Origin of the sequence: Holdemania sp. Marseille-P2844, from assembly GCF_900120005.1 — a bacterium.
Classification (GTDB): Bacteria; Bacillota_I; Bacilli_A; order Erysipelotrichales; family Erysipelotrichaceae; genus Holdemania.
In genome coordinates this window covers 178,812-201,374 of the sequence record NZ_LT635448.1, presented here as the reverse complement: position 1 = coordinate 201,374, position 22,563 = coordinate 178,812, and the positions used below count along the sequence as shown (strand labels likewise).

Here is a 22,563-nt window from a genome sequence, read left to right as displayed (position 1 = left end):
TTTTTAAAGAACGTTCGGAAATAAAATCATAAAAAAGCCGATGGGACTCTGCCTTGATCAGTGCATCATCCGGCTTTTTTCCAACCTCATTGGGGTTCTGTTCTCATTCCATGCCGTTGGGGCAATCCGCAGCGGTTTCCGGCTTCAATCGGCTCAACCGCAGCGACCAGGTCATCTTGGCGCTTGCCCGGGGCGCCAGATTCAGTCCGGCCTGCTTCTGATTGATGCCATCCAACGGTCCCGTCAGCGGTTCCAGCACCAGGAAACGATGCGCGTCGCCGGACCACACCATCAGATTCCGATATCCTTTTTCCAATCGCAGTTCCATCCGCTGATTCCGCAGGGGATCCTCCACCGCAATCATCGGACAATGGCTCAAAAAGCACCCCTGTGCCAAAACACTGGCTTTCTTCAGATGATCCAGCGGGATTCCCGTTGCAGCATCTTCCATTCTTTCAGGGTGAGCGACAAGCGTCAGCGCATCATAATCCTCAATCAGGAAAAACGGATGCATCCCCAAATCACAGGGCATGACTTCTGAGGAGTCATTGGTAATCTCCACTGTGGAAATCAAGCCCTCATCCGTCAGCGTAATCGTCATCCGGGCATGAAAAGCATACGGATAACGTCCGGCCAATTCTTCATCACTGTCCATGCGCAGTATTGCCTGATTCACTTTTAAATCCTCTACGGTCCAGGGAAATGAATGAAGAAAACCATGAAGTCCCGCCGGATATTCCCGGCCTTTTAATTTAAGGACACCGCCGCCGGGATTCCCATAATAAGGGAACATGACCGGAATTCCGCACCGCGGACGTTCGCTGGAAGCGATGTTCTCCGGCAAACGGTGCAGACACTCCCGTCCCGCCCACATCAGCGAGCTGATCAATGCGCCCCGTCCGGGGTGAATCATCGCTTCCATTGATCCCTGAGTCAGCCGGATTGCCTCCCTTTCCACCTCAGCCATGAAGCAGATATTCCCTGATCTGACGCGGACACCGGGCCTGCTTGATTTTATCCAGCAGCTCATCATCCGCCAGCTTGGCGGCAAGCCGGGAAAGCAGGATCATGTGATTGCGGGCAAAATTCTGATCGTTGCTGACGCAAAACAGGAAGATCGTTTCGATCGGTTTGCCATCCAGCGTTTCCCATTTGATCGGGTGTTCAAGGTTGGCGACGGCAACGCCGATCCGGGACACACTGTCGCTTTTGCCATGGGGGATCGCGACGCCGTTGCCAATCCCCGTGATCCCCTCTTTTTCCCGCTTGTAAATATCCGCGACAAACGCTTCGACATCCGCAATATAACCATTTTCCTTCAACTGCCGGGCCATCTGCTTCAGCGCGTCGTCTTTATCGGCGGCTTTCAGCGAAACCGTCATAATTTTTTCATCTAAAACATTCTCCAATTCCATGGTGTTCCTCCTGTTATCGAACTAAAAATTTATAGAGTTCTTCTTGGGAAAGAGAGTTCTTCTTGGGAAAGGCGGCAAAGTTCACTGACGTCCTGTTCGGTATCAATCATTTCCAAAAAACTCTTGTAAAACAACTGGGTCTTTTCCGATTCGTAACGGGTGTTGACCCGAAGTCCCAGCAGGAAAACCAGCCGCACCTGTTCTTCCTCATTCCATTGCATCGCATCTTTCAGCACAGCCACGACCACCCGCGACTGATTGACATAATTCGCATATCCATGCGGAATCGCGACGCCGTTGCCGATGCAGGTTGACACAGCGCCTTCCCGTTCCAGCACCGTGCCCAGATATTTCTCGCTGACTGCTCCGCACGCCAGCAGCCGGTCTGTCATCTTCCGCAGCAATTCCTTTTTATCCCGGGCTGCGGGATGGATCAAAATCAGCCGCGGATCAAACAGCGTATGGCAGGAGACATCGAAATGTGATTTCTGGTTAATTTTCGTCTTCTTTAAATATTCGATCTTCTCTTTCAATTCTTCAATGCCATGCCCGCTCAGCAGCGATTCGATATAAACGATCCGCTCGTCCTGCACCGGCAGCGCCGAAGTGGAAATGATCAGATCATAGCCCGCCAGCTCGCCGACGTCCAGATCGTGCAGGCTCAGGATTTTGATTTCCTTGATCTTCGGAATTGCCAGCTTGATCTTGTTGCAGAACATCTGATTCAGGCCCATGCCCAGCTCCGTGATCAGCAGAATCGTCAGCGGCGGTTCCAGCCGGTCCAGAGAAGCCTGAATATATAAAGTAATATAGCTCAGCTCCGTCGAAGAAATCTGGATTCCGTAATACTCCTCAAACAGGATGCTCAACGCCCACGACACGCGGTAGGTCTTGCGGTATTCCTCCTGGATAAAGCTGGTCAGATTGGCGGTGGAGTGCTTCTCAAATTTCATGCGGAAGACGGCGGGGCGAATGTGATTCAACAAGCCGTAATACAGCTCGTGATCCATTGTCAGATCGACGTTCATGATATTGGAAACGACTGAAATAATCCGCTGAACAAATTCTTTGATTTTCTTATCGTAATCCCGCACGCCGTATTCCAGATCGGCCGCACCGTTGTGGATCATCTGCGAACAGAGCAGCTGAATCGCAAAGTATTTCACTTCCTCGTCGTCGATCCGGATCATAAACTTTTCCTCAATCTGTTTAAACAACGATTGGGACAGCTCATATTCGTTATATTTGACGACGATGTCTTTTTCTTCCTGTTTCAGCTGAAGCAGTCCCATATCCGAACGGGTGACCGCCAGCGCCGCAAACAACAGAATACTGTTGTAGGATTCCTCGGTAAAACTGAAATTCCACGATTTTTCAACAGCGTCGATACATTCGGAAAGCAGCTCCAGATTGATGCCCTTGGCAAAATAGCGGATATTCGCTTCAATCGAATGGGCCTTGTCGTTGATCACCAGATGTTTGATCGCCAGCCGGCAGCTGACCTCCTGCCCTTCTAAATCTATCCCGTAATTGCGCCGCACGGACAGATCAATCGAAAACATTTTCAGCCATTGCGCGCAGGTTTCCAGGTTTTTCTTGCAGACGGGCAGGGAATCATAGGTCAGCTCGCTCAATTCAGCGACGGTCAGCCGATGGCCGAAGCGGGACAACAGGATCCGCAGATAGACATACAGCCGGTATTCGCCATTGACGATATCTTCCACCTCATAGGAACCATACAGACTGGAAAGGGCCTTGCGTTGTTCGCTGTCAGCTTTCAACAGACTGCCCTTCCCCGGCACCTTGATGATTTCACCGAGATTCTTCTGCCGGAGCACATCGTTCAGTTCGTCGATCTTGCCGCGGACGTTCTTTTCCGAGAGGTTTAACAAACGGGCGATGGAGGAGGCTGAAAACCATTCGTTTTCCAGCAGAATCTGCAGGATCTGATGCTTGATCCGGTTTTTTTTATTCGCCTTCATCCTCATCGCGTCACCTCTTTGTCGTTTTCTTTCTCATCGTGTTCCTGCATCCTCCTCTTTGTCAAGCGGTGTGCCCTGGCTATGTATCTGATTTAATAGAAGGACGCTTTGCCCAGCGAACCGAAAAGTTCCATTTTTGCGTGGACGGTGCTGCGGGTTTGGGCGATTGCCGGGCCATACATCTTCGGCGGCAGAAAACCATGGGTTTCATCCAGCGTTGCCTGCAGGGTGCGGAAGAAGGTCTGCTTAATATCGCTGGAAATGTTGACTTTCTGAATTCCGATCGCGCAGGCCTGACGGATTTCTTCATCCGGATTGTCGCTGCCGCCGTGCAAAACCAGCGGAACCGGTGCGACTTGATGAATTTGCTTCAGCAGCTCAAGCTGCAGCTTCGGGACAAAGCCTTTGGGATATAAACCATGAGCTGTACCGATCGCGATAGCCAGAGCGTCCACGCCTGTGCCTTCAACAAACTTCACTACATCTTCCGGATTGGTATAGGTGATGTTTTCCACGCCGCCCTCGTCCGAGGTGCTCATCGCGCCGATCGTTCCGATTTCGCCTTCCACGGATACGCCGCAGGCATGAGCCAGTTCAGCAACCTGCCGGGTCAGCCGCATATTTTCTTCAAATGGAAGCTGGGAACCGTCGATCATCACCGAAGTAAATCCGGCCTGGATCGCCCGCAGGCAATCCTCCGCCGTCTTGCCATGGTCCAGATGCAAAGCAAAGGGAACGTCACTGTTGCGCATCCGCAGGGTTACATAGGCAAAGAATTCCGGCGTGGCGAAGTTAAACTCTCCCGGCGCAAATTGCAGAATCGCCGGCGACTGCGTCGCTTCAGCTTCCTCGATCACAGCCCGAACCAGATTCAGATCGGTCGTATTAAAGGCTCCGACAGCAAACTGTTCTTCTCTGGCTTTCGCCAGCATTTCTTTCAATGTGATCAACATGGTGATTACTCCACGTTGACGAAGGAGATTTCATCCAGTTCGTCTTCAGAAATTTCATGCCCCAGATCCTCGCCGGTTTCATCCGCCGCGCTGACCGGACGCTTTAAGAAGGAAAGCACAACGCCGGTAATCACGCTGCCGATCGCCAGACAGATCAACCCTTTCATCGGATCGCTGAAGAATGGGAATGCGATGAAGCCGCCGTTGAGCAGTTCGGAAGAAACACCCCACATCATCGACAAGCCGCCGGCGACCGCCGAACCGACAACGCAGGAAACGACAACTCGAACCAGATCCCGCGCGGCAATCGGAATGACGCCTTCAGTGATCATGACGCAGCCCATCGGCACCGCGGATTTCAGGGTTTCTTTTTCATTGCGGGTATATTTTTTCGGGGTTAACAGACAGGAGATCGCGATCCCAAACGGCGGAATCATCGAAGCGATGATCTGCACGGTCTTCGCGTCGCGAATCCCGTCGGTATACAACGCGTTGGCAAACGCTGTCGCGACCTTGTTGACCGGACCGCCGAAGTCAAACGTCGCCATACTGCCCAGCGCCGCGCCGTAAATAAACCGCGAGCCTTCCGACAGCGAGGTCAGGAATGTGGTTAACAGATTGGTCAGCCAGGTAATCGGACCGACGAGCACGCCGTACATCAGCAGCCCGGCAGCCGCTGTGGATAAAAACGGAATGATAATGACCGGCATGATGCCTTCCAGCGATTTCGGCAGCTTGATATACTTTTTGATCAGGACGACCAGATAACCGACCAACAGGCCGCCGATCATACCGCCGATAAACCCAGCTTTGATATTATTCGCGACATAACCGATGATGAAGCCCGGCGCTAACGCCGGACGGCCGGCGACGCTGAAGGCGATGTACGCGCACAGCATCGGGACCATCAGCTGCATGCCCAGATTGCCGGTCTGATACAGCCAATAGCCGATCCCGCTTTCACCGAGGTTGGCGACGCTCTGGCCTGCGATCAGACGGCCGATCGCCATCGTTAAACCGGCGGCGACAACGAGCGGAATAAAATAACTGATGCCGGTAAGAATGTGCTGTTTCATTTCTCTAAACGTTTTTTTCATGCGAAGTTCCCTCTTTCTCTATGGCTTTTTCTACTTTCTGGATCAAGGCGATCGGGTTTTTGATTAAGGTCGACGTATCGACTTTAACGACTTTCTTCCCCTTGAAGCGTTCCATCCCGGTAATTGCCACGTCGATCGCCAGAATCACGACATCCGCAGCTTTGATGTCCTCGGGCGTCAACTCATGCTCAACGCCGATTGTTCCCTGCGTTTCGCAATGGATTTGGTGTCCGCGGAGCTGCGCGCTTTTCATCAGCTTTTCACGGGCGATGTAGGTGTGGGCGATCCCCGCCGTACAGGCGGCCACGCCAACGATCTTCATCATTTTGATTCCTCCTTTATCACGGCCGGAAGTCCGATCAGGACCCGCGCCGTTTCTGCCTGTAATGTAACCGAGGAGCATTCCGCCGGGATCAGGGCGCCCCAGCCCTGAGTGAGGGTGACGCTTTCCTGCGGCGTTGTCAGTTTGACGTCGCCGTCAATCGGCACGCACAGCCGGTGTTCGTCGGTATTGGCCAGTGTATATTCCCCATGAACCTCGACGATCTGCATCCCGAAGGCGTCGGTATCGGTCTCATCAATCATCATGACCGATCGGCTTGCGCCCTGGAGGACTTCCGCCTTCGGATGCATAATCACCCGCCGGCGGATTTCGTCTTCCGTATAGGTCGTCATATCAAACAGTCCGAGGCCATGTTCGCCATCCAGACCGTTGAACATTTCCTCATCTGTTAACGTCACGCCGTTGACCTGCCGTTCCACGCGGATTGTGATATCGCTGCATTCGTGGATTTCCAGAAACAGACAGCCCGGCCCCACGGCATGCGGCATCCCCGCCGGGATCAGAATGACGTCGCCCTGCTTCACTTCAATTTTGTGCAGGCAACTCACCATCGCCGCGACGTCCTGCTTTTCAAACAGAGATTTCCACAGGGCGGCGGTAACTCCCGGCAAAAAGCCGGCATATATGCAGCTGGGCTGCCCGTTCACGGTCTGCGTGCGGGCGATGTACCAGGCTTCGGTCTTGCCGCAGGGGCTGTGAAAATAACGCGCGGCGTCTTCCTTGTGCGGATGGCATTGAAGCACCAGCCGGACGATCGTATCGCCGGCGCGCGCCAGCACGCCGAGCTGATTGGGCAGCCGTTTCTGACTGCGCGGGCCAAGCACGCCGGAAGGATCTTCCGCGATGATCGCGTCCAGCCGTTTGCCGCCCTGCGCCGCGATTGTGCGGCTGATCGCATAACCCTCGCCATGTCCCGATGAGATTGCGCCGATCGAGGTGACCAGCAATTCTTCACATTGATGATTGTTTTCAGCGGGTTCCATTCTCCGCCATTGATTTAACAGCGTGCCGCCGATATACGGACGGGTGATTCGATCATGATCAAAAATCCAGATTCTTGAGGAAGCTTCACTCATAATTTTCCTTCTTTCTTTCAACCTTTCGTCACTCTGCCTGAGACAGATGTCATTTATTTTTCTGATGGCTGCGGATGGGAAGGGGCCGCTGGTTAATCAAGGTGCTGATCCTTCATCATCAGGTGGACGGCGCTGGTCTTAAAGGTCAGCGGCAGCGCCAGAATGTTGGGATGCCCGCCGACATATTTCTGTTGGGCATCGGCCAGCGCTTCCTCCACAGTAGCGCGGGTTTTCATGCCCATCGCACGGGCGTAGCCGGGTTCCATCGCTCCGGTGATATAAATTGCCGCGGTGTTCATCTCGGCGATATGCGCGCATGAGATCATACTGAACCCGTGGAAGGGATGGAAGGCGTTGGCAAACCGATAACGCCGGATGTATTCCGCGTTTGTCGCAAAATATTCCCCAACCCGGTTCATGTCCGGCAGCGTATTCATCTGATCGTGCTGGAACATCTCAAACATCTCGCGCGTATACGGCCACAGCTCATCGTGGAAATACCCGTTGCACAGACTCTGGCAGATGATCACGCAGCGGTCGCTCATGATGCGTTTCAGCCGGATCACCTGCGCGGAGATCGCCTGCATCAACATGATCGGGTTCGTGCCCATTCCCTCGCCATAGTGGAAAAACTGCGGCGCCCCGAAAATCAGCACATCGTATTTCTTTTCCGCCCACGGCACATAGGTTCGCCGATCAGCGACCTTCCAGCTTAACGGCATCATTTCTTTCGCATAGCCGGAAAAGATCGCGATCTGCCGGGACTGCGTGTCCAGCACGGCGTCGCAGCAGAAGAATTTCTTCCCCATCCGCTCTTCCATCGTCATGCTGATCTGATTGAATTTATCACGCATCAGGCTGTGGCCGCTGACCGGCGTGAAATCAGCCCGGTGCATGACGGATGGGACATGATGCGAAGCGATCGAACGCCAGTGCGTGATCCCGGTGGCCGAGTGTTTGTAGCAGCCGGAATAACCGCCGTAGGGGTTGCCCTGGACATGGCCGATCAGAATTGCGACATCCGCGTCGTAAACATATTTGTTCATGATGACCGGATCGCCCTGTTCGGTTTTCCCCAGATCGACCAGATGTTCATAATCTTCCGAGTCGTGATTCAGAATTTGCCCCGTCCCCCAGAATTCTCCAAACAGTTCCGGGCCGAGGATCCCGCGCAGCTCCGGCTCGGTATTCTTGCGGTGCAGACCATTGGAACAGATCAACAAGATATCCTGATGCCGAACCCCTGCCGCGATCAGTTCGTCGACGATCAGCCGGATCGCCACCTTGCGATGACTTGTCGGCTGCTGCCCGCCTTTCACCCGATCGGGAAAAACGATGACGCAGCGGCTGCCGGGATGAGCCAACTCGCTTAACGGCGGCATGCCGATCGGATGAAGCAGACTGTCCTGCGTCGCCTGTACCAGCTGGTCTTCCGGAATGTGGGGCGGATCCGGCACCGTCACGCCCGGGATAAAGATGTCGGTCGTGTCCGGCAGTTCGGCCCAGATGGTTCCCGGGCCGTATTCCAATTCTACTTTCATTTTCGCGCCTCCTGATAGTCCTGCATGATTTCCAGAAATTCATCGGGGTAAAACCCGATCTCGCCTTCAAAACGGGTCAGAGCGATCAGCCCGCCGTCGATTTGGGCAATCCGCGCGATCGCTGCCGCGTTGGTTTTCTTCAAACCGCCCCCATAGACGACCGGAACGGGAATCACCTGTTTAATTTTTACGGCCGCTTCCCGAATCTCATCCGGCGAGGCCGGGATTTTCCCCGGTCCGATGCTCCACAGCGGCTCATAGGCGATCACGACTTTTTTCAGATCCGCGCCCGCCAGGCCGATTTCCAGCTGGGTTTGCAGCACGCTTTGCCACTTCGGACGCTGCGCGGCGCTCTCGCCGATGCAAAACAGCACGTCCAGTCCCGCTTTCTGCGCAGCCAGAACTTCCTTATTCAACGTCCGGGAAATCGCGTCTTCCGCTTCCACGCCGGCCGCTTCCAACAATGCGCGTTCTTTTGCCCGTTGTTCGCCATGACCGATCATCACCGCCCGGCAGCCCAATTCCACAGCGGCGTTCGCGGTCAGACTCGTCGTAAACGCTCCGAAATTTCCGCCGGCCTCCGTATCAAGACCCAACACGCCCTGCGCGCCGACATGGATTTTCTTCGCCGCTGCCACTGCCGGAATTAAATGAGCTTCCGGGAAGAAAAACGTCACGTCGGTTTGGGAAGTGAACGTGAATCCTGATTCTACCTGACGGATGATCGTCGCTGCCCATTGATCCATCGGCGCCAGACGATTGACGCCGCCTCTGCGGGGCGAAATATCAAAACGTTTTAAATTCACATAAAGATGATCCATGGTTTACCTCCAATCCCGGATCGCCTGAGCGATCGTTTCCGCATCCAGACCATAGCGTTTCTTCAAATCATCGCGCTTGCCTGAAGTTCCGAAGCGATCCTGGACTCCGATCCGGCGGACCTGCCCCTGTCCCAATTCGGCGACGACTTCGCTGACCGCACTGCCCAATCCGCCGATAACATTATGATCTTCAGCGGTCAGGATCTTCCCGGTCCTGGCGGCGTAATGACAGATGAGTCCGCGATCAACCGGCTTGACTGTGCTCATATCGACAACCGCAGCCGCAATGCCTTCTCTTTCCAGAATCTGCGCTGCCTGCAAAGCTTCATACACCAGATCACCGATGGCCAGAATCGCAGCGTCGGTTCCATCCTTGACGACAAGACCTTTTCCGATTTCAAACTTGACGTCCGGGCGATGCACCGCGGGGGAAGAAGTCCGCCCAAACCGCAGGTAGACAGGACCCTCGTGGAGAATCGCCGCCTCCACTGCCGATTTCACCGTAAATTCATCGCAGGGAACGATCACGGTCATTCCCGGGATCGCCCGCATCAGCGCCAGATCCTCAATGCACTGGTGGGAGGCGCCGTCCTCGCCGATCAGCACGCCGCCATGGGTCGCACCGATTTTTACATTCAGATGAGAATAAGCGATCGCGTTGCGGATTTGTTCGTAAGCCCGGCCCGCCGCAAACATCGCGAACGTGGAAGCGAAGACGGTTTTGCCGCAGCTGGCCATGCCGGCCGCTGTGCCCATCAGATCTTGTTCGGCGATGCCCATATCAAAGAAGCGTTCCGGATATTTCCGGGCAAACAGACAGGTCTGTGTTGCCTTGGACAAATCGCCGTCCAAAACGAGAAAATCATAAGTTTCCCCCAGTTCCGCCAGCGCTTCGCCATACGCTGTCCGCGTGGCTTTCGTCATGCTTGTTCCTCCTTGTGAAGCCGCGCTTCCAATTCTTTGCGGGCTTGTTCACTTTGTTTTAAATCCGGCGGTGTTCCATGCCAGCCGACGATATTTTCCATAAAGGAAACACCCTTGCCTTTCACCGTATTGAGAATGATGGCGGAGGGTTTCCCGGATGCGGCTTTGGCACGCTTGATCGCCTGGTCGATGGCGGCGACGTCGTGGCCGTCGATCGTCTGCACAAACCACCCGAAAGCAGCCAGCTTCTTTTCCAGGGGTTCGATATTCATTACCTGCGCAGTTGGACCGTCGATCTGTAAGCCGTTGCGGTCGACGAACAGCGTTAACTGATCGAGCTTATAATGAGCGGCCGTCATCAGCGCTTCCCAGATCTGTCCTTCCTGCATTTCCCCATCCCCGCAGATGCAATACACGCGGTAGGTTTTATGGTCGACCCGGCCGGCTAACGCCATGCCATTGGCGCATGACAATCCCTGGCCTAACGAACCGGATGACATATCCACCCCCGGCGTTTTCGTCATGCTGGGATGTCCCTGCAGGATTCCGTCAATCGACCGGAATTTTTTCAGCTCCGCCCGGTCAAAATACCCATGCGCCGCCTGCGCCGCATACAGTGCGGAGGATGCGTGGCCTTTCGATAATACCAGCCGGTCGCGGTCCGGCCATGCCGGTTCCTCGGGCCGGATCTTCATGTGTTCTCCATAAAGTACCGCAAGCAGTTCGCAGATCGACAACGCTCCGCCGATGTGCCCGCTTTGCGCCGTGGTGATTTCATCAAGGATATCCAACCGCATCTGATCCGCGGCGATTTGTAATTGTCGAACATTCATGACACTCGCCTCCTTGCCTTAATCATAAAAGCAGAAATGCCATGAATACTGAACGATCAGGTCCAGAAAGTTCCGGTAAATTTGACGTTATTCCTTACAAAACGATACAGATCCGCCTTTATGCCACTTCGCCCCTGTGTCAGACATGCCTGCGGATCGGGTCAGCTGCCTGAATCTTGCGTGAGGAAAAATGGCTGGGGAATCAAAGAAAGTCTGGTTCAATCGGACATTTTCGAAATACGCAAACCAACGCAGAAAAACACCTCAGAACAACGTCAAGTCAGCGAACTCATCACACCCCTTGCCGATCTTTGCATGGGCATGGAGTTTGCCTTTGCCAAAACAAAGCGCCGGCTAAACTTCGTCCTCCTTTTTTGACTCAGGCCTTTTTTCGCTGAGCAAACGCAAAAAAAGATCCCACCTCCGGATCAGAAATGAGATCTACTTTATGGATAAAACGCCGGTTCTTCTGTCATTCCGACTTGTCGCTGCCGCTTTGTCCCGCTGAATTCTGACGTTTATTTCTTGAAATTCAGATAGTTTGCCAGATTGGCATTCGAATCCAGTCTGGCTTTGATCTTCGGTGTACGGCAGCTCATCAAAACGGTAACGCCCGGGCCATGCCCTGAAATGTAGCTGTCGCCATGGATGATGACGCCGATCGTCACGGCACCCTGGCAATAATCCGGGCCATGATCGTTGCAATGATCCTGAATCATTACGATATCGCCGAACCGCAGTTCCTGCAGCCTTAGCTCCGCAAACGATTTCGCGTCGCGCGTCATGATATCATAATCGCCGCTCAGCATCGTATCGCTGCCCAGGCCCGAACCCATTAACGCCGCCGGAATCACCTTCGTGACCGGCACGACCAGACAGCCGTCCTGTTCCTCTATCCCCATCTTATTCAACAGCTCCGGGTCCAGATTCATGACGGTGATTTCCGGATAATCCGTCAGCGTCATCCCCTGACCGCAGGCTTTGACTAAAAATTGATCGTCGACCGTCAGTTTTTCCAACACTTCCTGTTCAAAGGCAATCATGACGTGATCAATACCGCCGTGCTTTCCCGTAACGTAGCCTATTGCACCTTTTGCTTCGCCGGTGATGACCTTAGCCTGATTGCCGATGCAGGTCAAGGTGTTGTACGCCATATCCATAGCCGGATCGGGATTCTTCGTACTGACGCCCGGTTCGACATGATCGCCGGCCAGCCCCATACAGCCGTCGCCAATCTGGAAATTATACGTGATCCCGCCGGTCGCCGGCAGAATCCATGGCCGTCCGTCGCTGCCGACGCGATACTGGCGTTTCATTACCGGCGGATGAACCTTGCCCTGAACGGATTGCATGACTAAATGTTCTTTGTTGAATTTGATCATTGAAATTCCTCGCTTTCTCATTGAGCCTATTATACCATTTAATTTTCATTGCATAAAAGCGAGGATTGTCCCCGCTGTTAATATTTGTGTCTTACGCCTTTGGATCACCGTCGGCGCAGGGATGTGATTCGCCAGCCGTCTTCCGTTTCTTTAAAGTTCAGCAGCAGCTTCACCGTCTTCTTTTCGGTGGTATAGGTAACCGTGACATCATAATCCCCGCCGCTGAGTTTTGCCACATCACTGATCTGACGGCAGTCTTGAGTTTGCATTGCCTCCTCAAAGCCAAGAAACCGGTTAAAGTTTTCCGGCATTCGGTTGGCGACAAATGCCTCGATCGCCTCATCTGTCATCACTGGCGAAAGATAATCCTGGATCTGAGCGCCCCAATCTTCTGCCAGCGCCGTTCTCTCGTCCAGCGTTTTGGCATCATCGAAAAGATCCTGCGGCATGGCTGGGATCGTGTCTGTCAATTCCAGAAACTGTTCCGTTTGAGTCCGCAGAATTTCCTCGGTTGTAGGTTTTGTCTGGCAGCCAAACAGACACAGGGTGATGATAAGACAGAAGAATCCTTTTTTCATAATCTACTCCTCCTGATCAGGATAAGAAATCCTTACATAAGCCGTATCAATCAGCCATCGCGGCGAATCTGCTTCAGGGTTGGGAACAAATGAGAGAATCAGTTCACGTACCCACATATAGCCCGGATGCGTGATCTTGATCGCATAACTTACGCTTTCACCCTGCCAAACGATTCCCAATCGCTTTTTCTTATAGGTAATGTACTCTTTCCAGCTTAATCCGGTCAAGCCTTGCAGCGTATACGCCTGATCCTGAACTAACTGTTTCATCCCGGATTCGCTCATCATCGGACCCAAAACAGCCTCAGCCTGTCGGTCAAGATCTTCATCCTGACGATGAAAATTCAGGATAATTACTTCCCGCAAAAAACGCCGGACGATCGTTTCAATTTCTTTGTCCTCTTCCTGATGGGAACACCCAACTAAGCCAAATCCCAGCAGAATCCAGATCATCATCGTGATGAAACCTTTGTTTTTCATAATGTTCATCCTCAATTCAGAAGAGAAGTCTTCTAAAACATCATTTCATCTTCTTCTTTGTTCTAATTTGTCAATTTGTACTTCTCATTTCCGACAGTTTCTCATTCGGATGGTTGATTCACTATTTTTTATTTATTTTTAAACAGTATTCTTTAATTTCATTATAGCTGAAAATTGGAGAAAACAGTGATTTTTTTTATTTTCCCGCAATTTTTCATCTGTTTTACAGGATGAATTTTCTTTGCTTCATCCTCGAATTCCCCGCGAAGGGTCTATCACGGAGAGAAACGGGCAGAATAAAATTACGGGAAACAGATTGTTCTTGACACGTTTGATATAATTAAAGACGCTGAAAGGAAGGCGATCAACATGGTTATGGCGGTTTTATTGACATTTGTTGCGGGGGTACTGGGCACGCTTCTGGGAGGAGTTCTCGGTTTGCGGATCGACCCGAAGTCATCGCAATCTCTGAGCTGTCTGTTGGCGTTTTCCGCCGGCATGATGATCAGCATGATCTGTTTTGACCTCATGCCGGAAGCGCTGGAACAGGCGGGATTGGCGATTGCCGTCGCCGGCTGCGGTCTGGGCGTGCTGCTTCTGTTGAAATTTGACGGTCTGTTTCATCATCATGATGAACAGCCGGATGAACTGGATGATCTGCATCATCACCATCATGCGATGGAAGAAGTCAATACTAAAAAGTTAATGCAGCTGGGTCTGATGATGATCGGCTCAGTGGCGCTGCATAATTTCCCGGAAGGCATGGCGGTCGGCTCCAGCGCCTTGTACGAAGTAAAGACGGGAATGATGATGGCGCTGCTTCTGGCGCTGCATAATCTGCCGGAGGGCATGGGCATGATCGTACCGCTGCGCAGCGGCGGAGTGGGCAAAGGCAGGGCGCTGCTTCTGGTCGCGTTAAGCGGACTGCCGACCTTGATCGGCGGGGTTGCCGGCGTGCTGCTGGGTTCGATCAGTCCGGTGTTTATCGGATTCACGCTGGCGCTGGCAGCCGGATGTATGTTGTATGTCACTTATTATGAAATTTTGCCGCAGGTCACGCTGATGGAAAAAGGCCGGCGTCCGCTGGTATTCCAGCTGGCCGGGTTTCTGTTAGGCTTCGTGCTGATTTCGATCATGTAAAGAAAAGCTGAAATTGACGATCAGGATCGCGATGGGATCCTTGTTCAATCTCAGCTTTTTCTGTCTGCGCCGTTACTCTGCGGTAAACGGTGTTCCCTGACCTGATTCAATCTGATCATAAGCCTGCTTGATCAGATTGAAATAATTTGGCGCACCGGCTAACGTGGCGCCGGTCGTGACATCCGCAACGGTCCATTCGCCGGCATCATTTTTCGCAATGTCTGTCGATTCCGGGTATGTTCCATAATTGACGCCGTGATCGTAAACATAGTTTTTGATCAGCTCGATATTTCCCGGGAAGGTGATCGGACTTGGCCAGAAATCGACGCCATGATGAATCGACGCTTTTGTTCCAATCTGAATTTCGGCCGCCGGTTTTCCTTCGCTGTCCAGCAGCTGCGCAGGTTCCGTTATTCCTTCATGATACCAGGCGCCGCCTTCCTGCGTTGCAACATAGGCTATGAATTCAACGTCTTTGCCATGGACCGGCGCTGTATAAACAACCTGATCGTCCGCCGACGACGCTGTCCAGGTCAGTCCGTTCAGTTCAAAGGCTGCAGGATAACGCTTTTCGCCTGCCGTAATGACGGCGCCGCCTAAGGCTTCCGCTTTTTCATCGTCGAGAATAGCCCAGCCTTCTGCCCCGCCGGCCGAAACCGGAAGCAGAGCTTCTACAAAATCAATAAAGACGACTTCCTTGGTTTCATCATTGACATAAACTGTCGCTGCAATCGAACTGTCGACAGAATCGCCTTCCTGATTGTAAACGCCATAGACAGAAGCACAGGTCAGCTTCATGCCCTCTTTCGCTAACTGTTGGACGTCGATATCCCGGTAATCTACCGTCGTCGGTTCAGCGCTGGCTGTCGGTTCCGGCATTGTTTCCGGGGTTGCCGTTGGCGCAGGGGATGTGGAACAAGCCGCCATCATCAAACCCGCCGTCAGTAAAGCAAGACTGTGTTTATTCTTCATTTCTTTCCCTCCTAATTTTAGTACATTGTACTAATTTAGAGTTTAATCGTTTGTTACTTCTTTGTCAAGACCCAGGTTTGTTTGTCAGATTGCAGAGCACATGCTAGAATTAAACAAGGTGATCGCTGATGAAAAAAAATCTGAAAGAAGAAATTCTAAAAACAGCCCAGACCTTTTTTAATGAAAAGGGGTATCAGGAAACGACGATGCGCGATATCGCGTCAGCTCTGAGAATCAGTCTGGGCAATTTAACTTATCATTTTCATAAAAAAGAAGACCTGATGATCGCTCTGCTGAAATGGCCGGATTTTCTAAATCAACCGCCCGCTGCAACTTTTGAAGAGTTGTTCGAATTAATCCGGGCGATGATCGAAAGCTTGATCGTCAATCGCTTCTTCTATACCGAAGATGAACTGGGCCGGGCAACGCCGGAGTTTTACCGTCATAACGTCGATACGGTAAGCAGGATTGAAAATCATCTTGAGCAGTCTCTGCAGCAGCTCAGCGATCAAGGCTGGCTGATCCCCTGGACAAGCGAACAGGAAAGGCATGCGTTTACGCGGATGATCATGGACAGTCATATCGTATGGATTAAAAATTCTTTTTACCGGGAAGCGCAGGATCAGATTTCATACGCTGATTTTTTGGATATTCACTGGTATTTGCTACAAAGCCATGTTCAGAAAGAAAAATTGACTGAATACCTTAGTTGCCGAAAGACTTTTTTCATTTCAAAGGCCAGGATATAATTCTGTGATAACAAAATGAAGCAGCCGATTCTCATTCAGGCTGCTTTTTTCAACAAATTAGAAATCCGCGGGCACGACAATCGGCTCCCGTCGGACCTTCGACCAGGCAAATTCGCCGATCAGTTCCCGGGCCGTGATCGGTTCATAATGATCGCGCAGTCCCGTCAGCCAGGCCAGCTTCCCGATCAGCTCCGGCGCACTCCAACGTTGGCGCAGCTCGCCCAGATCCAGCGCCTGATCCCGTTTGGATAACCGCTGCCCGTGTTCGTTCATCAACAAAGGAATGTGGTAAAACTCGGGGACAGGCAGGCCAAGACATTGATAAAGATAGATCTGGCGAGGGGTGGACGATAACAGATCCATCCCCCGGACCACCTCGGTGATTCCTGTCAGACCATCGTCAATCACCACCGCCAGCTGATAGGCAAACACGCCGTCGGAACGCCGCACAATAAAATCGCCGCAGGTCTGATCCAATCGTGACACCCCCTGTCCCTGAAGTCCGTCCTTCAACGCGATGACCCGATTGTCCACCCGGACCCGCATTGCCGGCCGGCGGGTTTTCTCAAGCGTCCGTTTTTCCTGTTCGCTCAAATTCCGGCACCGTCCGCTGTAAAGCAATTCCCCATCCGTTCCGTGCGGAGCACTGGCGCTGTGCAGATCCGTCCGGCTGCAATAACAGGGATAAATCAGGTTCTTCTTCTGCAGCTCACCGAGCTTTTCTTCATAGATTGCCGTACGCTCACTCTGCCAAAGCGGTGTTTCATCCCAATCCAATCCCAGCCAGCGCAAATCATCCAGGATCTGTTCAGCAAAAGCGCGCCGGCTGCGCTGCGGATCCAGATCCTCAATCCGCAGCACCCAGCTTCCCTGCTGAGATCGCACGGACAGCCAGCTTAACAACGCCGCCGTCACATTGCCAAGATGCATCCGTCCGCTGGGACTGGGCGCAAACCGTCCCCGGACTTGTCCTTTTTCTCCCATAACCTTCCCCATTTCCTTCTCCGGCGGTCTGCGCTTCACGAGCTTTCCGTATCAGCGTCATCCGGCCGGATCTGAATATTTTTATGATAAAACTTTTTCAGTTAAAAGTAAAACAGACCGTCGATTCCGATCTGTTTTCCGTGTTCCTATTTCATTTCTACTCTTTCCTTCAAAACTCAGGTCCTGACAAAGCCCAGCCCAAGCTTCGATTGATTTGCATTTGCCGCAGAGCGTATCCTCCGTTCTGAGCCGGGCTGTCTATTTCAACAAAGGCAGACTCAGAATAAATTCCGGCGTTCCGCTGGACCCCGGGGCGATTTCATACTCGTCATAGACAACGACAACCTGACGATTTTCATTAATAAAGAATTTCTGATTCGCGCTGAGTCCGGCATATCCACCTTCCTCATCAAAATCGAAGAACGAAGATGGGTTTTCAGCCAGCTGGCGTTCGATCTGGGCGCGGATTTGTTGATCTGCCGCCGCAAGATTCTCCGGGCCTATCGCCTCAGCTAACGTCAGCTCCTGTCCGGTTTCCAAGTCCAGATTGAAGAAATAGCGCTGATCATACCCGCTGGCCATCGTCGTTGTCGTGTCGATCGAGAAGCTCAGCAACGTTCCCTGATTGTAGTGAATATGATAATCGGCATAAAAATCAACTGGATAATACGGCTCCTTCTGACTGGCAGCCTGTTTTTTCAGCGCTTCCGCCTGGCCGCGGGCTTCGGCGGACAGCTGGTTCAGTTCTTCCTCAATCCGCTGATTAATCCGCTTTTCAAATTCCGCATTGCCGCTGTTTTCCACCTTCGGCAGCGTGATGTGGATGACTTCATTCGCATCTTCCTTATCAATCTGCACGCCCGTCACAAGCCGCAGAAATTCGCCGATCACCGGCAGTTTCGCTACATTTTGCGCAAACACCGGCGACACATGCATCATCAGAGTAAAACAAGCCGCCGCGGCCGCAAAGCTGATCAGCCCTTTCATTACCCACCGGGGTTTTTGCGTTTGTTTCTGTCCCTGAGCAATCGCCTGTTTTACCCGTGCGTTCAGCTGGGGCGGAAGCGGTTGATTCTGATATTCCTCTTTGGCCTCTATCCAAGGTTCCTGCATTGTCTACACCTCCTGTTTCAACTGTGTTTTTAATAATTCCAGTCCTTTATAGACCTGAGATTTGATCGTATTGACATTGGTCTGCGTCATGGCCGCGATCTCGTCAAATTTCAGTTCTTCAAAAAAGCGCAGGATGATCACCGTTCGCAGCTTTGGTTCCAAGGCCATCACGGCCTGAAACAAATCGCTGTATTCGATCGGCGATGTATCCTGAGTATACCCCTGATACTCCTGCAGCGATGCCTGACGCTGACGTTGTGTGATCTGTTTGCGGCATGTTCCGTTGGCTTCGTTGATGCAGATCCGCACTAACCATGTCCGGATATATTCCGGCTGTCGAAGCTGGCCGATTTGCGAATACGCCTTGACGATCGTTTCCTGTACGACGTCCAGCGCGGACTGTTCCTCTTTGACAATGGAAAAGGCGATTCTGTACAACATCGCCTGATGTTCCAGAACCGTTTTTTCCAACAGCTCCTTTTTTTCTTCTCTGTTCATGAGCCTGCTCCTTCCGATCTAAAACCAGATTGCCGCCGCGATATCACCTCCGATTTTAGAAAAAGATCTTTTTCCGGGTTTCTACTTAATTAGGTGTTAAACCTGTGGTAAAAGTTGGAATTTCGTTTTCTTTTTTATACGATTTCCAATTTTATGGATGGCTGCGGAAAACAGAAAAACCGGAAACGCTCTTCTATCCGCGATCTTTTCACACTCGCTAAAATGGAAAACCCTCTTTTCCCATGGCGAACATGGCCGGATCCGGAAAAGAGGGGATTCTGTTTCATGCCTGGAGCGGGACATGTTCATCCTGTCCCGGTCTTTTCTGCTCCTGACACAAACGTAATGAATATTTGTTTATCGGAAAGCCTGCCGGCTGCGCATGACCAGAAAGGTCATCATGGCCGGATCGATCAGATTCAACAAGTTAAATGACAGATCGACATGATTCAGAACATTGATCAGGAAAATCGTCGCGCACATCGTCCAATATAAACGCAACCCCAACAAACGTCCCTGCATCAAAAGCGTCAGACACCACAGACTGATCGCCGCGATCCCCAGCATCATCCAGGCCTGACCAAACAAACTCTCAACCGCGATGATGGCATTGTAAATCAGACTCAGCTGCAGCCAGAAACGACAGAATTTACTCATGCTTCCGTTTTCTCCAACAAAACGATGGCCTGGGCCAGCACGCCTTCTTCCCGGCCGACAAAACCGAGCTTCTCCCCGCGCGTCGCCTTGACGTTGACCTGATCCTGCGCGCAATGCAGCGCCTGTGCGATGTTTTGACGCATCAACGGGATATGCGGAGCCATCTTCGGGCGTTCAATCATGATCAGCGCGTCGACGTTGCCGATGCGATAGCCTTTGCTTTCCATTAATTCTGTCACCTGTTCGAGCAGAATCAAAGAACTGATGCCTTTGTATTGCGGATCGGTATCCGGAAAATGCTTTCCCAGATCCCCTTCGCCTAAAGCGCCGATCACCGCTTCCGCGATCGCGTGAAGCAAGGCGTCAGCGTCGGAATGTCCGACTAATCCTTTCGTGTGTTCAATTTCAACGCCGCCTAAAACTAAACGGCGGCCTTCCGCCAACTGATGAATATCGCTGGACTGCCCAATTCTAAACATGTTTTATCCTTCTTTCTTTTGTGTTCTTGAACGCCGATCCCCAGATCAAACCGCGGGTATTTCAGAAATCCATCTTTGATTTTCATCCCTGGGGAATGGGAAACGAATTCTTCTTTCTTTTATTATAAAGAATACGGCGTAAAATCGCATCCTTTCTCTGAAATATTTTATAAGAACTTTTCCTTATTACGTCCTGCGCAGCGGTTAAAAGCTGAGTGTTAAAGATCAGAAAAGCAAATGATCGAAAGAATGTTCTTCACCAGAGACCGCCAGCTCCATTTCAATCTCGTTTGTTCCACCCCTTCTCTATCCCGGAAAAATGGAAAGTCTGCTTGACATAGCAACGAAGCATGCTATACTATAATGGAAAGCAAGCTTTCCATGAATGGAGGAGGTTTATGAAGAACAGACTGGAAGCGCTGCGTAAAGCGCGCGGCATCAAGCAGGAAGAATTGGCAGCCGCCCTGGAAGTTTCCCGGCAGACGATCGGCTCGCTGGAAAACGGCAGGTATAATCCATCAATTTTGTTAGCTTTTAAAATTGCCCGCTATTTTGACGTCAGTATTGAAGATGTTTTCATTGATGAGGAGGAATCAAAATGAAAAAAAGAAACGCACTTCTGCTTGCCGCAGCCGGATTGCTTTTGATTGCCGCTGGTTTTCTTCTGCTTCGCACATCCATTTTTCCCGTTGATAATCTGCCCGCTCTGCCTTATCTTTTGATCGGCGTTGGCTGCGGCGTTTTCGGTCATGGCGCAGGCGCCTGGATCAGCCGTCAAGCTTTAAAAAACGCGCCTGAGATTCAGAAGCAAATCGAAATTGATCAGCGGGATGAACGCAACGTTCAGATCGCCAATCGGGCGAAAGGCAAAGCTTACGACGCGATGATCTATATTTTCGGTGCTTTAATGGTATCGTTTGCGCTGATGAACGCGGATCTCTTTGTCATCCTGTCCTTGGTCGCCGCCTACCTGTGCGTCGTCGGCATTTCGGTTTACTATCGCGTGAAGTTTGACAAAGAAATGTGAAGTTGCTAAACAGTCAGTCAGGCTCACGAAAAATACAGGATTTTTTCAAAATTCACAAGGGAAGCCGGCCACTTCCTTTTTTCTTTTAAATCCGAAACATTTCCGCGGAATTTCGCGTTCTTTCCGCATGGATTGACAGTTTTCTTTCCGCCGACTTTCTGTTATCATGATGGAAAAGGATGTGGGAATCATGAATGGAATCGCCGTGATCGGAACGTCAATGATTGATCTTGTCGTTGTCGGCCGTCAGACTTTTGAAATGGAGCATTGCAACAAAGCGCAGATCGTGCGAAGCTTCGGCGGATCAATGCACAATGTCGCTTATAACTGCGGTTGTTTAGGTCTGGAAACGCATTTTGTCAGCAAGTTCGGGCGCGATGACGCCGGACTGGCAATCGTCAACGAGCTGCAGAAAAAAACATGTTTCGTTTACGGCCCGGTTGTCAATCAAAGCACGCCGGTTTTCATCTCGGCTTCCGATCCGGAAAAAGGGCTGTACTTTTCGTCCATCCAGCCGGAATTTCTCTTCCATGGCGAAGGGGAAGATCTTCCTTACTGCGTCTTGGGAGAATGTGACTGGGGAATCACCGATCAGACCGATCTCACATTCTTAACGACGCTCTTAGCCAAAACGCCGCAGACACGCTGGATTTTCAGCGGTCAGATTCCGCCGGAGGCCACATTGGACAAATGGGAAGGAATCGTGCTCAACCGTGATGAAATGACAGCTTACGCCGGCTCAGTCCCGATGGCGCAGGCTGCGAAAGCGCTGTTGAAAAAAGGCGTCAGCTGGATCATTATTACTTTGGATAAGGATGGCGCGCTGTTAGTAACGCTGGATGGGATTCGCCCGTATCCAGCGGAGAAGGACGGCGCTTATCCGCTGGGCTGCGGCGACGCGTTTTTAAGCGGACTGCTCTTAGGTCTGACGCAAAAGAAACCGATCGAGCATTGTCTGCATCCCGCTTTGGCCGCGGCGGCAATCGTGCTGCAGGAGCCTGCCGCATTGTCAGAAAAGCTATGTCAGCTGAAACCCCGAACCGCTTCCCAACCCCAGTAAATCGGCAGATAAGCCAAGCCAAATGAGAAAGATTGATAAAACTCCGTTTCCTTCAATTTTAATCGCTATCCTTGATTGAAGGTGCGATCAAGGGGATTGAAAACCGGGATTATCCTGCATCTATTCCTTCAGTATGACAAGGTTAGAGGATTAGGACTATCTCCGCCAGAAAAATCAAGAGGTTCACCTCAATTCTGATTGATTAGCGGTAAATCATGACCAATATTTTGTCGATCTTCCACAAAAGAATTGACATCCTGCGGAAATTGAATACAATCAGGGTATAGATTCGATGACAAGAATAAGTAGACGGAAATTTCTGAACCTCACCAGAGAGCCGGATCCAGGTGTAAGCCGGCAGGCAGAATTCCAGCCGAAGTCCTCTTGAAGAAGCCTTCTGAACTGACAGTAAGAAGTGCCGGACGCTGATCCCGTTAAAGACACAGCCCATTGACAGAT

At 51.7% G+C, this 22,563-nt stretch carries 25 protein-coding genes and 1 other annotated feature (1 of these 26 cut by a window edge); of the genes, 5 read left to right on the top strand and 20 right to left on the bottom strand.

Features of this window, described 5'->3' with window-relative positions; all coding sequences use genetic code 11:
• Positions 1 to 103: 103 nt before the first annotated feature.
• The 14 genes from BQ7364_RS01820 to BQ7364_RS01755 form a co-directional block, all read right to left on the bottom strand.
• Positions 104 to 967, bottom strand: coding sequence for an aldose epimerase family protein (locus BQ7364_RS01820; RefSeq protein WP_072683124.1), 864 nt, complete (start codon positions 965 to 967; stop codon positions 104 to 106).
• Positions 960 to 1,415, bottom strand: a complete 456-nt coding sequence (locus BQ7364_RS01815) for a PTS sugar transporter subunit IIA (RefSeq protein WP_072683123.1) — start codon at positions 1,413 to 1,415, stop codon at positions 960 to 962. The genes BQ7364_RS01820 and BQ7364_RS01815 overlap by 8 nt, the downstream gene beginning before the upstream one ends.
• Positions 1,416 to 1,444: 29 nt before the next feature.
• Complete coding sequence (locus tag BQ7364_RS01810) at positions 1,445 to 3,403, bottom strand: BglG family transcription antiterminator (RefSeq protein WP_072683122.1); 1,959 nt, start codon at positions 3,401 to 3,403, stop codon at positions 1,445 to 1,447.
• Between the two features lie 86 nt (positions 3,404 to 3,489).
• Positions 3,490 to 4,350 (bottom strand): ketose-bisphosphate aldolase, encoded by an 861-nt coding sequence (locus BQ7364_RS01805; protein ID WP_072683121.1) that lies wholly within the window; start codon positions 4,348 to 4,350, stop codon positions 3,490 to 3,492.
• A 5-nt stretch (positions 4,351 to 4,355) separates the two neighbouring features.
• On the bottom strand, positions 4,356 to 5,447 hold the full coding sequence (locus BQ7364_RS01800) for a PTS fructose transporter subunit IIC (RefSeq protein WP_072683120.1): 1,092 nt from the start codon (positions 5,445 to 5,447) through the stop codon (positions 4,356 to 4,358).
• Positions 5,431 to 5,769 carry a PTS fructose transporter subunit IIB gene (locus BQ7364_RS01795; protein ID WP_072683284.1) on the bottom strand — a complete coding sequence of 113 codons (339 nt, stop codon included), beginning with the start codon at positions 5,767 to 5,769 and terminating at the stop codon, positions 5,431 to 5,433. Before BQ7364_RS01795 ends, BQ7364_RS01800 begins: the two co-directional genes overlap by 17 nt.
• A complete protein-coding gene (locus BQ7364_RS01790) occupies positions 5,769 to 6,866 on the bottom strand; it encodes a class I mannose-6-phosphate isomerase (protein WP_072683119.1) in 1,098 nt (365 codons plus the stop codon). Before BQ7364_RS01790 ends, BQ7364_RS01795 begins: the two co-directional genes overlap by 1 nt.
• A 92-nt stretch (positions 6,867 to 6,958) precedes the next feature.
• The gene (locus tag BQ7364_RS01785; RefSeq protein WP_072683118.1) at positions 6,959 to 8,407 is read right to left on the bottom strand and encodes a lactate racemase domain-containing protein; all 1,449 of its coding nucleotides are present in this window, start codon (positions 8,405 to 8,407) and stop codon (positions 6,959 to 6,961) included.
• The gene (locus tag BQ7364_RS01780; protein WP_072683117.1) at positions 8,404 to 9,228 is read right to left on the bottom strand and encodes a triose-phosphate isomerase; all 825 of its coding nucleotides are present in this window, start codon (positions 9,226 to 9,228) and stop codon (positions 8,404 to 8,406) included. The genes BQ7364_RS01785 and BQ7364_RS01780 overlap by 4 nt, the downstream gene beginning before the upstream one ends.
• Positions 9,229 to 9,231: 3 nt before the next feature.
• Entirely contained in the window at positions 9,232 to 10,152 is a 921-nt protein-coding gene (locus BQ7364_RS01775; RefSeq protein WP_072683116.1) for a transketolase family protein, read from the bottom strand.
• Entirely contained in the window at positions 10,149 to 10,985 is an 837-nt protein-coding gene (locus BQ7364_RS01770; protein ID WP_072683115.1) for a transketolase, read from the bottom strand. The genes BQ7364_RS01775 and BQ7364_RS01770 overlap by 4 nt, the downstream gene beginning before the upstream one ends.
• Before the next feature lie 518 nt (positions 10,986 to 11,503).
• A complete protein-coding gene (locus tag BQ7364_RS01765; RefSeq protein ID WP_072683114.1) occupies positions 11,504 to 12,367 on the bottom strand; it encodes a DUF4438 domain-containing protein in 864 nt (287 codons plus the stop codon).
• Positions 12,368 to 12,471: 104 nt separating this feature from the next.
• Positions 12,472 to 12,945 carry a hypothetical protein gene (locus BQ7364_RS01760; protein ID WP_072683113.1) on the bottom strand — a complete coding sequence of 158 codons (474 nt, stop codon included), beginning with the start codon at positions 12,943 to 12,945 and terminating at the stop codon, positions 12,472 to 12,474.
• Between the two features lie 3 nt (positions 12,946 to 12,948).
• Positions 12,949 to 13,425 carry a hypothetical protein gene (locus BQ7364_RS01755; protein ID WP_072683112.1) on the bottom strand — a complete coding sequence of 159 codons (477 nt, stop codon included), beginning with the start codon at positions 13,423 to 13,425 and terminating at the stop codon, positions 12,949 to 12,951.
• Between the two features lie 369 nt (positions 13,426 to 13,794).
• Here BQ7364_RS01755 and BQ7364_RS01750 point away from each other — a divergent pair, with 369 nt between their 5' ends.
• Positions 13,795 to 14,565, top strand: a complete 771-nt coding sequence (locus tag BQ7364_RS01750) for a ZIP family metal transporter (protein WP_072683111.1) — start codon at positions 13,795 to 13,797, stop codon at positions 14,563 to 14,565.
• A gap of 72 nt (positions 14,566 to 14,637) precedes the next feature.
• On the opposite strand, the gene BQ7364_RS01745 is transcribed toward BQ7364_RS01750, so the two are convergent.
• Positions 14,638 to 15,537 (bottom strand): hypothetical protein, encoded by a 900-nt coding sequence (locus BQ7364_RS01745; protein WP_072683110.1) that lies wholly within the window; start codon positions 15,535 to 15,537, stop codon positions 14,638 to 14,640.
• Between the two features lie 128 nt (positions 15,538 to 15,665).
• Between BQ7364_RS01745 and BQ7364_RS01740 the strand changes: the two genes are divergently transcribed.
• Positions 15,666 to 16,286, top strand: coding sequence for a TetR/AcrR family transcriptional regulator (locus tag BQ7364_RS01740; RefSeq protein ID WP_072683109.1), 621 nt, complete (start codon positions 15,666 to 15,668; stop codon positions 16,284 to 16,286).
• A 57-nt stretch (positions 16,287 to 16,343) separates the two neighbouring features.
• On the opposite strand, the gene gluQRS is transcribed toward BQ7364_RS01740, so the two are convergent.
• From gluQRS to ispF, 5 genes are all read right to left on the bottom strand, one after another.
• On the bottom strand, positions 16,344 to 17,270 hold the full coding sequence (gene gluQRS, locus BQ7364_RS01735; protein ID WP_072683108.1) for a tRNA glutamyl-Q(34) synthetase GluQRS: 927 nt from the start codon (positions 17,268 to 17,270) through the stop codon (positions 16,344 to 16,346).
• Positions 17,271 to 17,528: 258 nt separating this feature from the next.
• Entirely contained in the window at positions 17,529 to 18,383 is an 855-nt protein-coding gene (locus BQ7364_RS01730) for an anti-sigma-V factor rsiV (protein WP_072683107.1), read from the bottom strand.
• Positions 18,384 to 18,386: 3 nt separating this feature from the next.
• On the bottom strand, positions 18,387 to 18,881 hold the full coding sequence (locus BQ7364_RS01725; RefSeq protein WP_072683106.1) for an RNA polymerase sigma factor: 495 nt from the start codon (positions 18,879 to 18,881) through the stop codon (positions 18,387 to 18,389).
• Positions 18,882 to 19,238: 357 nt separating this feature from the next.
• A complete protein-coding gene (locus BQ7364_RS01720) occupies positions 19,239 to 19,538 on the bottom strand; it encodes a hypothetical protein (RefSeq protein ID WP_072683105.1) in 300 nt (99 codons plus the stop codon).
• Positions 19,535 to 20,017, bottom strand: coding sequence for a 2-C-methyl-D-erythritol 2,4-cyclodiphosphate synthase (gene ispF, locus BQ7364_RS01715; protein WP_072683104.1), 483 nt, complete (start codon positions 20,015 to 20,017; stop codon positions 19,535 to 19,537). The genes BQ7364_RS01720 and ispF overlap by 4 nt, the downstream gene beginning before the upstream one ends.
• Positions 20,018 to 20,415: 398 nt before the next feature.
• Between ispF and BQ7364_RS01710 the strand changes: the two genes are divergently transcribed.
• The 3 genes from BQ7364_RS01710 to BQ7364_RS01700 all read left to right on the top strand — a co-directional run bounded on the left by BQ7364_RS01710 (position 20,416) and on the right by BQ7364_RS01700 (position 22,104).
• On the top strand, positions 20,416 to 20,619 hold the full coding sequence (locus BQ7364_RS01710) for a helix-turn-helix transcriptional regulator (protein WP_072683103.1): 204 nt from the start codon (positions 20,416 to 20,418) through the stop codon (positions 20,617 to 20,619).
• Positions 20,616 to 21,044, top strand: coding sequence for a hypothetical protein (locus BQ7364_RS01705; RefSeq protein ID WP_072683102.1), 429 nt, complete (start codon positions 20,616 to 20,618; stop codon positions 21,042 to 21,044). Before BQ7364_RS01710 ends, BQ7364_RS01705 begins: the two co-directional genes overlap by 4 nt.
• A 166-nt stretch (positions 21,045 to 21,210) precedes the next feature.
• Entirely contained in the window at positions 21,211 to 22,104 is an 894-nt protein-coding gene (locus tag BQ7364_RS01700) for a carbohydrate kinase family protein (protein ID WP_083538358.1), read from the top strand.
• Positions 22,105 to 22,387: 283 nt separating this feature from the next.
• Positions 22,388 to 22,563: a binding site (T-box leader), on the top strand (it continues 59 nt past the right edge of the window).

Excerpts from the sequence above, each read along its gene's own strand:
- BQ7364_RS01820 (WP_072683124.1), bottom strand. The coding sequence starts at position 967 with ATGGCTGAGGTGGAAAGGGAGGCAATCCGGCTGACTCAGGGATCAATG.
- BQ7364_RS01815 (WP_072683123.1), bottom strand. The coding sequence starts at position 1,415 with ATGGAATTGGAGAATGTTTTAGATGAAAAAATTATGACGGTTTCGCTG.
- BQ7364_RS01810 (WP_072683122.1), bottom strand. The coding sequence starts at position 3,403 with ATGAGGATGAAGGCGAATAAAAAAAACCGGATCAAGCATCAGATCCTG.
- BQ7364_RS01805 (WP_072683121.1), bottom strand. The coding sequence starts at position 4,350 with ATGTTGATCACATTGAAAGAAATGCTGGCGAAAGCCAGAGAAGAACAG.
- BQ7364_RS01800 (WP_072683120.1), bottom strand. The coding sequence starts at position 5,447 with ATGAAAAAAACGTTTAGAGAAATGAAACAGCACATTCTTACCGGCATC.
- BQ7364_RS01795 (WP_072683284.1), bottom strand. The coding sequence starts at position 5,769 with ATGAAGATCGTTGGCGTGGCCGCCTGTACGGCGGGGATCGCCCACACC.
- BQ7364_RS01790 (WP_072683119.1), bottom strand. The coding sequence starts at position 6,866 with ATGAGTGAAGCTTCCTCAAGAATCTGGATTTTTGATCATGATCGAATC.
- BQ7364_RS01785 (WP_072683118.1), bottom strand. The coding sequence starts at position 8,407 with ATGAAAGTAGAATTGGAATACGGCCCGGGAACCATCTGGGCCGAACTG.
- BQ7364_RS01780 (WP_072683117.1), bottom strand. The coding sequence starts at position 9,228 with ATGGATCATCTTTATGTGAATTTAAAACGTTTTGATATTTCGCCCCGC.
- BQ7364_RS01775 (WP_072683116.1), bottom strand. The coding sequence starts at position 10,152 with ATGACGAAAGCCACGCGGACAGCGTATGGCGAAGCGCTGGCGGAACTG.
- BQ7364_RS01770 (WP_072683115.1), bottom strand. The coding sequence starts at position 10,985 with ATGAATGTTCGACAATTACAAATCGCCGCGGATCAGATGCGGTTGGAT.
- BQ7364_RS01765 (WP_072683114.1), bottom strand. The coding sequence starts at position 12,367 with ATGATCAAATTCAACAAAGAACATTTAGTCATGCAATCCGTTCAGGGC.
- BQ7364_RS01760 (WP_072683113.1), bottom strand. The coding sequence starts at position 12,945 with ATGAAAAAAGGATTCTTCTGTCTTATCATCACCCTGTGTCTGTTTGGC.
- BQ7364_RS01755 (WP_072683112.1), bottom strand. The coding sequence starts at position 13,425 with ATGAAAAACAAAGGTTTCATCACGATGATGATCTGGATTCTGCTGGGA.
- BQ7364_RS01750 (WP_072683111.1), top strand. The coding sequence starts at position 13,795 with ATGGTTATGGCGGTTTTATTGACATTTGTTGCGGGGGTACTGGGCACG.
- BQ7364_RS01745 (WP_072683110.1), bottom strand. The coding sequence starts at position 15,537 with ATGAAGAATAAACACAGTCTTGCTTTACTGACGGCGGGTTTGATGATG.
- BQ7364_RS01740 (WP_072683109.1), top strand. The coding sequence starts at position 15,666 with ATGAAAAAAAATCTGAAAGAAGAAATTCTAAAAACAGCCCAGACCTTT.
- gluQRS (WP_072683108.1), bottom strand. The coding sequence starts at position 17,270 with ATGGGAGAAAAAGGACAAGTCCGGGGACGGTTTGCGCCCAGTCCCAGC.
- BQ7364_RS01730 (WP_072683107.1), bottom strand. The coding sequence starts at position 18,383 with ATGCAGGAACCTTGGATAGAGGCCAAAGAGGAATATCAGAATCAACCG.
- BQ7364_RS01725 (WP_072683106.1), bottom strand. The coding sequence starts at position 18,881 with ATGAACAGAGAAGAAAAAAAGGAGCTGTTGGAAAAAACGGTTCTGGAA.
- BQ7364_RS01720 (WP_072683105.1), bottom strand. The coding sequence starts at position 19,538 with ATGAGTAAATTCTGTCGTTTCTGGCTGCAGCTGAGTCTGATTTACAAT.
- ispF (WP_072683104.1), bottom strand. The coding sequence starts at position 20,017 with ATGTTTAGAATTGGGCAGTCCAGCGATATTCATCAGTTGGCGGAAGGC.
- BQ7364_RS01710 (WP_072683103.1), top strand. The coding sequence starts at position 20,416 with ATGAAGAACAGACTGGAAGCGCTGCGTAAAGCGCGCGGCATCAAGCAG.
- BQ7364_RS01705 (WP_072683102.1), top strand. The coding sequence starts at position 20,616 with ATGAAAAAAAGAAACGCACTTCTGCTTGCCGCAGCCGGATTGCTTTTG.
- BQ7364_RS01700 (WP_083538358.1), top strand. The coding sequence starts at position 21,211 with ATGATGGAAAAGGATGTGGGAATCATGAATGGAATCGCCGTGATCGGA.